The following is a 7,638-nucleotide window of genomic DNA, read 5'->3' on the forward strand; positions in this document are numbered from 1 at the left end:
AAGGCCGTGGCCGAGGTGCGCGCGTAGATCGGCTTGTTGAGGCCGAGCGCCGTGCGGATGCCGCGGGGCGACAGGTCCATGGCGTCCATCAGCACGGCTTCGAGCTTGGCCTCGTCCACGTTCCCGGTGCCGTGCAGGTCCACGTAGATCGAGAGCGGCTTCGAGACGCCGATCGCGTAGGCGAGCTGGATCGTGGCGCGGCTGGCGAGGCCCGCGGCCACCACGTTCTTGGCGAGGTAGCGCGCCGCGTAGGCCGCCGAGCGGTCGACCTTCGTCGGATCCTTGCCGGAGAACGCGCCGCCGCCATGCGGGGCCGCGCCGCCGTAGGTGTCGACGATGATCTTGCGGCCGGTCAGGCCGGCATCGCCGTCCGGACCGCCGATCACGAACTTGCCGGTCGGGTTCACGTGCCAGGCCGTGCCCTCGTTGACCCAGCCCTGCGGCAGGGCCTTGAGGATGTAGGGCTCGACGATGGCGCGCACGTCCGCGGAATCGAGGGACTCGTCGAGGTGCTGCGTCGACAGCACGATCTGCGTGACCTCGACCGGGCGGCCGTTCTCATAGCGGACCGTGACCTGGCTCTTGGCGTCGGGCCCGAGCTTGGCGGCGTCGCCCTGCTTCGCCTTGCGGGCGTCGGCGAGGTCCTTGAGGATCTTGTGGGCGTAGAAGATCGGCGCCGGCATCAGCTCGGGGGTCTCGTCGGCGGCGTAGCCGAACATGATGCCCTGGTCGCCCGCGCCCTCGTCCTTGTTGCCGGCGGCGTCCACGCCCTGGGCGATGTCGGCCGACTGGGCGTGGAGGTAGATGGCGACGTCGTTGTTCTTCCAGTGGAAGCCCGACTGCTCGTAGCCGATATCCTTCACGGCCTCGCGGGTCAGGGCCTCGAGGTCCTTGAAGGTGACCGAATCGGGCCCGCGCACCTCGCCGGCGATGACGATGCGGTTGGTGGTGGCGAGGGTCTCGACGCCGAGCCGTGCCTCCGGCATCGCCGCGAGATAGGCGTCGACGACGGTGTCGGAGATTCTGTCGCAGACCTTGTCGGGGTGCCCCTCGGACACGGACTCGCTGGTGAACAGATAGTTTGAGCGCGGCATCAGACGGCCTCGGTTTCAGAGGTACGCCGTCGCGATCGCGGCGTTAGACCCTTCATGGGGCGGGCGTTCTCGCACCCGAGCAGTGGACGGTCAAGATGGAGGAACGAACGGATCCGCTATAACGAACGAAACGACCGAAAGAACGGCCGACCCGGGGATCCCACCGCGGCCTCAACCGCCGATCTTGCTCTCCAGGGCGCGGATGGCGTCGGCCACGTCGCGGCGCGCTTCCTCGGAGAAGTTTTCGGTGATGTGACGGCCCACGATTTCGGCCAGCCCCTTCAGGCCGCCATCCGACAGGGCCGATTGCTCGCGCTCGCCGAAGCCCGGCGCGACGAAGTCATCGTTCCGGGGCATGCCTTTGAAGAAGTAATCCATCGGCACGCCGGTCATCCGCGAGAAGATATCGAGATGGACGGCGCTGATCCGGTTGGTGCCCTTCTCATACTTCTGGAGCTGGGCAGCAGACATACCGAAGCTCTGCGCGACGCGGCGCTGTGTGAGCGACGCCTTCCGGCGCTGCTCGGCGATGCGTTGCCCGACATAAACGTCGCGCTGATCGGTCTTCTGGCCCGCCATGAAGTGCTCGTCCACCCCCGCCATGAATCCTGGCAGCAAAGCTTAGCGCGGCCCTCGGTACTTGTCACCGGCAGGCGGTCACCGTGGCGGACGATTTGCGCGCGGCTCCGCGGCCGGAGAGAATTGCAAGACGCGAAAACTTGGCGTCCCCGGCAGGGCTCGAACCTGCGACCCCAGGTTTCATACCACTTCGGCTTTCGCCGCCGCGTCCCGAAGGCTCGCGTTCGTGGCCTGGACTATCCCTTCACCGTGGGCCGGATCGCCTCCAGCCGTTAGGTGCCGCCCGTCTAGTCTCTACACCTTCCCGCCGGGGCACCGTCGGGCTTGGCTCGGGATCGGCAGAGCATCGGACGCCTGAGCGCCGATGCCGGAAGCTTTCCCCGACTTTGAGCGGATCCGCCGCGTGGTTTCCCGACGCGACGCCCAATTGAACCTGCTTAGGAAACCTGTGCTCTGTCCAGCTGAGCTACGGAGACAACCGCGTGCTCCATAGCATTCTCCCGGTCCGAGGCCAACCGCGCCCGGTGGAAAGGCGGACGGCCGGGGCTCGCGGCCTCGGGGGTGTTCCATGGGCGGGATCACGGGCTGGGAGAGACAGCGGAGCGCGGCAGCGGCGCGGGTGGTGCGCGCGGGGATGCGCGCGGCGGTGCGCGCGGTCGTGCTCACGGCCTCCCTCGCCGCGACGCCGGGCGTCCTGCCGGTCCGGGCCGCCCCGCGGACCAGCCTGTCCGAATGCATGGCGGGGCCGGCGCGCGTCGAGGTCATCGCGGGGATCGGCCCCCGGGGGGAGATCCGCCTCGCGTCGGGCGTCCGGGCGGTGCCGGACTCGCTGCGGTGGCCGGACGCGCCGGAGGCCGCATCCGCGGCCCAGGCCTGGCTGGAGGCCCGTCTGGGCGCCAGGGTCACGATGATTCCGCGCGGGCAGCCCGACCGCTGGGATCGGGTGCGGGCCGATCTCCTGATCGCGGAGGGTGAGGAGGATCTGGCGGGCGGCCTCATCGGGGCGGGCCTCGCCGTCGCGGACGCGAACGAGGCCGATTCGCTCTGCCGCCCCGCCCTGCGCCTCGTGGAGGCGGCGGCCCGCGCGCGCAGGCTCGGCCTCTGGCGCGCGCCGCTTCCAGGGGCGCAGGACGGCCCGGCGCTCCGGGCGAAGGCGGGGCATTTCGTCGTCGTGGAGGGGCGCATCCGCCATATCGGCGAGCGGGGCGCGCGCACCTATCTCGATTTCGCGGCCCGGGGCACGGACGGGCTCACGGTGACGGTATCGAAACGCACTTGGCGAATGATGCGCGCCCGTGGTTTGAGTGCGGCCTCGCTCGAAGACCGGCGCGTGCGGGTGCGCGGCCTCCTCGAGGTCCGGCGCGGCCCGACCTTGGAGGCCGCCGTCGACGGGATCGAGGTTCTGGACGAGGCGGACCGGCCGGAGGCCGGTCCGGACGGGGAACAGGAATTGCGGCGCTGATCGCGATGGGCGGGATCACGGGTCACATCATCGGGGCGTGCGTCCGCGGGGCGGGACGCCGCCCGCGCGGTGCGGCGGCGCTCGGCGGGCTCGCCCTGCTGCTCGGCGCCTGCGTCGCCGACCAGACCGAGGCGACCGTGCGGCCGGCCGTGGTCCGGGTGCCCGCGGAGGCGCCGCGCACGACGGGCCGCGAGCGCGCCGCGGACGCCGACCACCTCAAGCTCGTGGCCTCCTTCGGGGGCGAGGCGCGGGCGCCCAACGTGATGCGGCTGCTCACGGAGGTGACGGACCGCCTCGTGCGGGCCAGCGACCGGCCCGATCAGAGCTACACGGTGACGCTCCTCGATTCGCCGGTGGTCAACGCCTTCGCGCTGCCGAACGGGCGGCTCTACGTGACCCGCGGCCTCGTGGCCCTGGCGAGCGACACCTCCGAGGTGGCCGCCGTCCTGGCGCACGAGATGGCCCACGTGACCCTCAACCACGCCACGGCCCGCAGCGAGCTGGAGCTGCGCTCGGCGCTCGTCAGCCGGGTCGTGGCCGACGTGCTGAACGATCCCGATACCGGCGCGCAGCTCCAGCACCAGTCCCGCTTCGCCCTGGCCCGGTTCTCCCGCGAGCAGGAGCTGGAGGCGGACGCCACCGGCGTGCGCACCCTCGCCAAGGCCGGCTACGATCCGTTCGCGGCCGGGCGCTTCCTCACCGCCCTCAGCCGCTCGACCGGGCTGAAGGCCGGCAGCGCCAACGCGCCCGACATGCTGGCGACCCATCCGGGCACGGCCGAGCGCATCACCCAGGTCACCCGGGCGGCCCGCCGCATCGGCGCGCCGGGCATCGGCACCGACGACCGCGCCACCTACCTCGCGGCGGTGGACGGCCTCGCCTACGGCGACAATCCGCGCGACGGCGCGGTGCGCGGGCACCGCTTCATCCATCCCGGCCTCGGTATCGCCTTCGAGGTGCCGGAGGGCTTCACCCTGGAGAACACCCGCTCGGCGGTGCTCGGGACGACCCAGGACGGCAGCCGGCGCCTGCTGTTCGACCAGATCGAGGCCAAGGAGGGCCAGTCCCTCGACGCGGTGCTCAAGGCGAGCTGGAACGACGCCTTCGACCCGGCCGGCTTCGAGACCCGGGAGGTCGGCGGCCACCCGGCGGCCTTCGCGCTGTCGCGGGGGAAGGAGTGGACCTTCCGCCTCGCGGCGATCCGGATCGGCGATTCGACCTACCGGATGATCATGGCCGCCAAGGGCACCGCCGATCCCGACCCGGCCTTCCGCCGCTGGACCGCGACCCTCGTCGCCGTGTCGCCGGACGAGGCGGTCCTGCGTCCCCTGCGGCTGCAGGTGGTCCAGGCGATGTCGGCCAATGCCGAGGATCTCGCCCGCCGCATGGCGGTGCCCGACCGGGCGCTCGACCGGTTCCTCGTCCTCAACGGCCTGGAGCGCGGCGCCGCGCTGGTGCCGGGTCGCGGCTACAAGATCATCGTGGAATAGCCGCCCTGCGCGGCGGCGGCTTGTGCGTTCGCCCGGCCCGGACATCCTGCCGGGGTCGTTCAGGGAGAGCGCCGTGATTCGATTCTTCTACAATCTCAGCCCCAACCCCATGAAGGTCGCCCTCTGCCTCGAGGAGATGGGGCTGCCCTACGAGCCGGTGCCGGTCGATACCCGCAAGGGCGAGCAGTTCGATCCCGCCTACACGGCGGTCAACCCGAACGGGAAGGTGCCGGCGATCGTCGACGGCGACGTGACCGTGTTCGATTCGAACGCGATCCTGATGTATCTGGCGGGCAAGACCGGCCGGTTCCTGCCGGAGGGCGAGCCGGTCCGCGGCGAGATGCTGTCGTGGCTGATGTTCGTGGCGACCGGCATCGGGCCGTTCTCCGGCCAGTGCGTGCATTTCCGCCACTTCGCGCAGGACGGGGGCGCCTACGCCACCGAACGCTACACCTTCGAGGCGCGCCGGCACTGGGGCATCCTCGACCAGCGCCTCGCCGACCGCACCTACGTGCTGGGCGACACCTACACGATCGTCGACATGGCGGTCTGGGGCTGGGCCCGGATGGTGCCGTTCATCCTCGGCGAAGGCGCCTTCGGGGACCTGCCCAACGTCAAGCGCCACCTCGACGCGCTCAACGCGCGGCCGGCCGCGCAGGCCGCCGAGGCGCTGAAGGGCCGCCACGCCTTCAAGGCCGAGATGGACGACGAGGCCCGGAGCTTCATGTTCCGCGCCGTGAACAGCGCCGCCTGACGCTCCGCCGGATCCGACCGCTCCCTTCGCCTCAGGGCGCGGGAGCGGTCACCGTGAGCATCGGCAGGGTGACGGAGAGCGTGCCGGTCGGTGTCCGCTCGGTACCGAGCGTCAAACAGGCGGCGAGGCCGAGACACAGGGCGAGACCGATCAGCGAGGTCTCGAAGCCACGATAGACCCAATCCATGACGGTCCCCTTTCGCGAGGGACCGTCAGGATGCGCTCCACCGGTTAACGGATCTGTGCGCCGGCACGCATCCGCTGACCAGCGCTTACCAGCCGGATGCGACGAGGGCGGCCCCGGCGGCGATCAGGCCGACGCCCATCCAGGCGGCGAGGCTGAGGGTTTCGCCGAGCAGGGTGGCGCCGAGGATCGCCACCAGCACGACGCTGAGCTTGTCGATCGGCGCGACCCGCGCGGCGTCGCCCAGCGACAGGGCCCGGAAGTAGCAGAGCCACGACGCCCCGGTGGCGAGCCCCGACAGGGTGAGGAAGACCAGGCTGCGGCCGGAAATCTGCGCGAGGCCGCCGGCCTGCCCTGAGCCGACGACGATCGCCCCGGCGAAGACCAAGATCACGGCGGTCCGCACGAAGGTCGCGACATCCGACTGGACGCCCGAGACCCCGACCTTGGCGAGGATCGCGGTGAGTGCCGCGAAGCCGGCGGCGGCGAGCGCCCAGAAGCGCCAGGAGTGCAGCAGGTGGCTCACGGAACTCTCACGCCGTTTCGGTTCCGGGCGCTCGGCGTCTTCGCGCGCGGAGCGACAGGCGGAGTGCCACGCCGACCGAGCGCGCACCCCAAGATCGCATCACGGCGCTCGCGATGCGGATGCGCCCATGGACGTTGACGTGGACGTGACCGCCGCGCCCGGGGCGCGGCGGCGCTCGGATTCAGGTTCAGAGTAGCTTGTCGATCGTGATCGGCAGGTCGCGCACCCGCTTGCCGGTGGCGTGGAACACCGCGTTGGTGATCGCCGCCGCGGTGCCGACGATCCCGATCTCGCCGAGCCCCTTCACGCCGAGCGGGTTCGCCTTGTCCTCCTCCTCCACGAAGATCACGTCGATGTCGTAGATGTCGGCGTTCACCGGCACATGATACTCGCCGAGATTGTGGTTCATGAACCGGCCGATCCGGTGGTCGAGCATCGACTCCTCCTCCAGGGCCGAGCCGATCCCCATGACGACGCCGCCGAGGATCTGGCTGCGCGCGGTCTTCGGGTTGAGCACCTTGCCGGCCGCGATCGCCGAGACGACGCGGGTCACCCGGACCTGACCCAGCTCCTCGTCGACCTTCACCTCCACGAAGATCGCCGAGTGGGTGTAGGCCTCGTATTTCTGATTGAAGTCCTTGTCGGGCCCGGCCTGTTCCACCGCCTCGACCTTGTCGATGCCGGCCGCCTGCATCACCTCGACCAGGGAGACGCTGCGGCCCGGATCGCCGGCAACCGAGATCCGGCCGTCCGCGAAGACGGCCCGGTCGAAGTCGACATTGGCGAGCGGCGAGTTCTCGAGCCCGCGGGCGAGCTTGAACACCTGTTCGCCGACGTTGCGGCAGGCCTTCATCACGGCGGTGCCCGAGGAGGCCGCCGTCCAGGAGCCGCCGGCGACCGGCGCCTCCGGCAGGCGGGTGTCGCCGAGCTTGGTCGTCACCGCGTCCATCGGCAGGCCGAGGGTGTCGGCGGCGATCTGGGTGAGGATCGTGTAGGTGCCGGTGCCGATATCGCCGGTGGAATTGCCCACCGTCAGGCGGCCGTCCGGCGTCAGGGTCGCGATGGCGCTCGACTGCATCATCATCGATTCCCAGATGCCGGTGGCCACGCCCCAGCCGACGAGCTCCCGCCCCTCGCGCATGGAGCGGGGCTCGGGATTGCGCTTCGCCCAGCCGAAGCGCTCGGCGCCCTGCCGGAAGCAGCTCTTCAGCTCCTTCGAGCCGAAGGGCTTGCCCTGGGCGGTGGCGTCGGACTCGGCGTAGTTCTTCAGCCGCAGGGCGATCGGGTCCTGGCCGGTCGCATAGGCGAGCTCGTCCATGGCGGTCTCGATGGCGAAGACCCCGGTCACGGCACCGGGGGCGCGCATGTCGCCCGGGGTGGCGGTGTCGAGCTTGGCGATGCGGTAGGTCAGGGCCACGTTCTGGCAGCGGTAGAGAACCCCCGACCAGTTGACGATCACCTCCTGGGTATCCTCGNAGGTGGAGGTGCCCTGGACGGCGTCGTGCCGCAGCGTCTTCAGCGTGCCGTCCGGCTCGGCACCGAGCGCGAC

The 7,638-nt window shown here is 70.8% G+C and carries 8 protein-coding genes; 3 read left to right on the forward strand and 5 right to left on the reverse strand.

What is annotated here, in order from left to right:
• On the reverse strand, nucleotides 1-1,094 hold a 1,094-nt coding region (metK, locus tag I53_RS02890; RefSeq protein ID WP_043346434.1), incomplete at its 3' end, for a methionine adenosyltransferase.
• Between the two features lie 171 nt (nucleotides 1,095-1,265).
• On the reverse strand, nucleotides 1,266-1,673 hold the full coding sequence (locus I53_RS02895; protein WP_043346443.1) for a helix-turn-helix domain-containing protein: 408 nt from the start codon (nucleotides 1,671-1,673) through the stop codon (nucleotides 1,266-1,268).
• 634 nt (nucleotides 1,674-2,307) lie between these two features.
• On the opposite strand from I53_RS02895, the gene I53_RS02900 reads away from it, so the two are divergent.
• The 3 genes from I53_RS02900 (at nucleotide 2,308) to I53_RS02910 (ending at nucleotide 5,379) form a co-directional block, all read left to right on the forward strand.
• Entirely contained in the window at nucleotides 2,308-3,135 is an 828-nt protein-coding gene (locus tag I53_RS02900; protein WP_051044640.1) for a thermonuclease family protein, read from the forward strand.
• Between the two features lie 5 nt (nucleotides 3,136-3,140).
• Entirely contained in the window at nucleotides 3,141-4,625 is a 1,485-nt protein-coding gene (locus I53_RS02905; protein WP_043346437.1) for a M48 family metalloprotease, read from the forward strand.
• A 73-nt stretch (nucleotides 4,626-4,698) separates the two neighbouring features.
• A complete protein-coding gene (locus tag I53_RS02910) occupies nucleotides 4,699-5,379 on the forward strand; it encodes a glutathione S-transferase family protein (RefSeq protein ID WP_043346447.1) in 681 nt (226 codons plus the stop codon).
• 31 nt (nucleotides 5,380-5,410) lie between these two features.
• Here the strand turns inward: I53_RS02910 and I53_RS33650 are convergent, their stop codons facing one another.
• From I53_RS33650 to I53_RS02920, 3 genes are all read right to left on the reverse strand, one after another.
• Nucleotides 5,411-5,566 (reverse strand): hypothetical protein, encoded by a 156-nt coding sequence (locus I53_RS33650; protein WP_167380420.1) that lies wholly within the window; start codon nucleotides 5,564-5,566, stop codon nucleotides 5,411-5,413.
• A gap of 85 nt (nucleotides 5,567-5,651) precedes the next feature.
• Entirely contained in the window at nucleotides 5,652-6,089 is a 438-nt protein-coding gene (locus tag I53_RS02915) for an EamA family transporter (protein ID WP_043346438.1), read from the reverse strand.
• 187 nt (nucleotides 6,090-6,276) lie between these two features.
• Nucleotides 6,277-7,638: xanthine dehydrogenase family protein molybdopterin-binding subunit (locus I53_RS02920; RefSeq protein WP_043346440.1), on the reverse strand; the 1,362-nt coding region annotated here is incomplete at its 5' end.

Origin of the sequence: Methylobacterium sp. B1, assembly GCF_000333255.1 — a bacterium.
Classification (GTDB): domain Bacteria; phylum Pseudomonadota; class Alphaproteobacteria; order Rhizobiales; family Beijerinckiaceae; genus Methylobacterium; species Methylobacterium fujisawaense.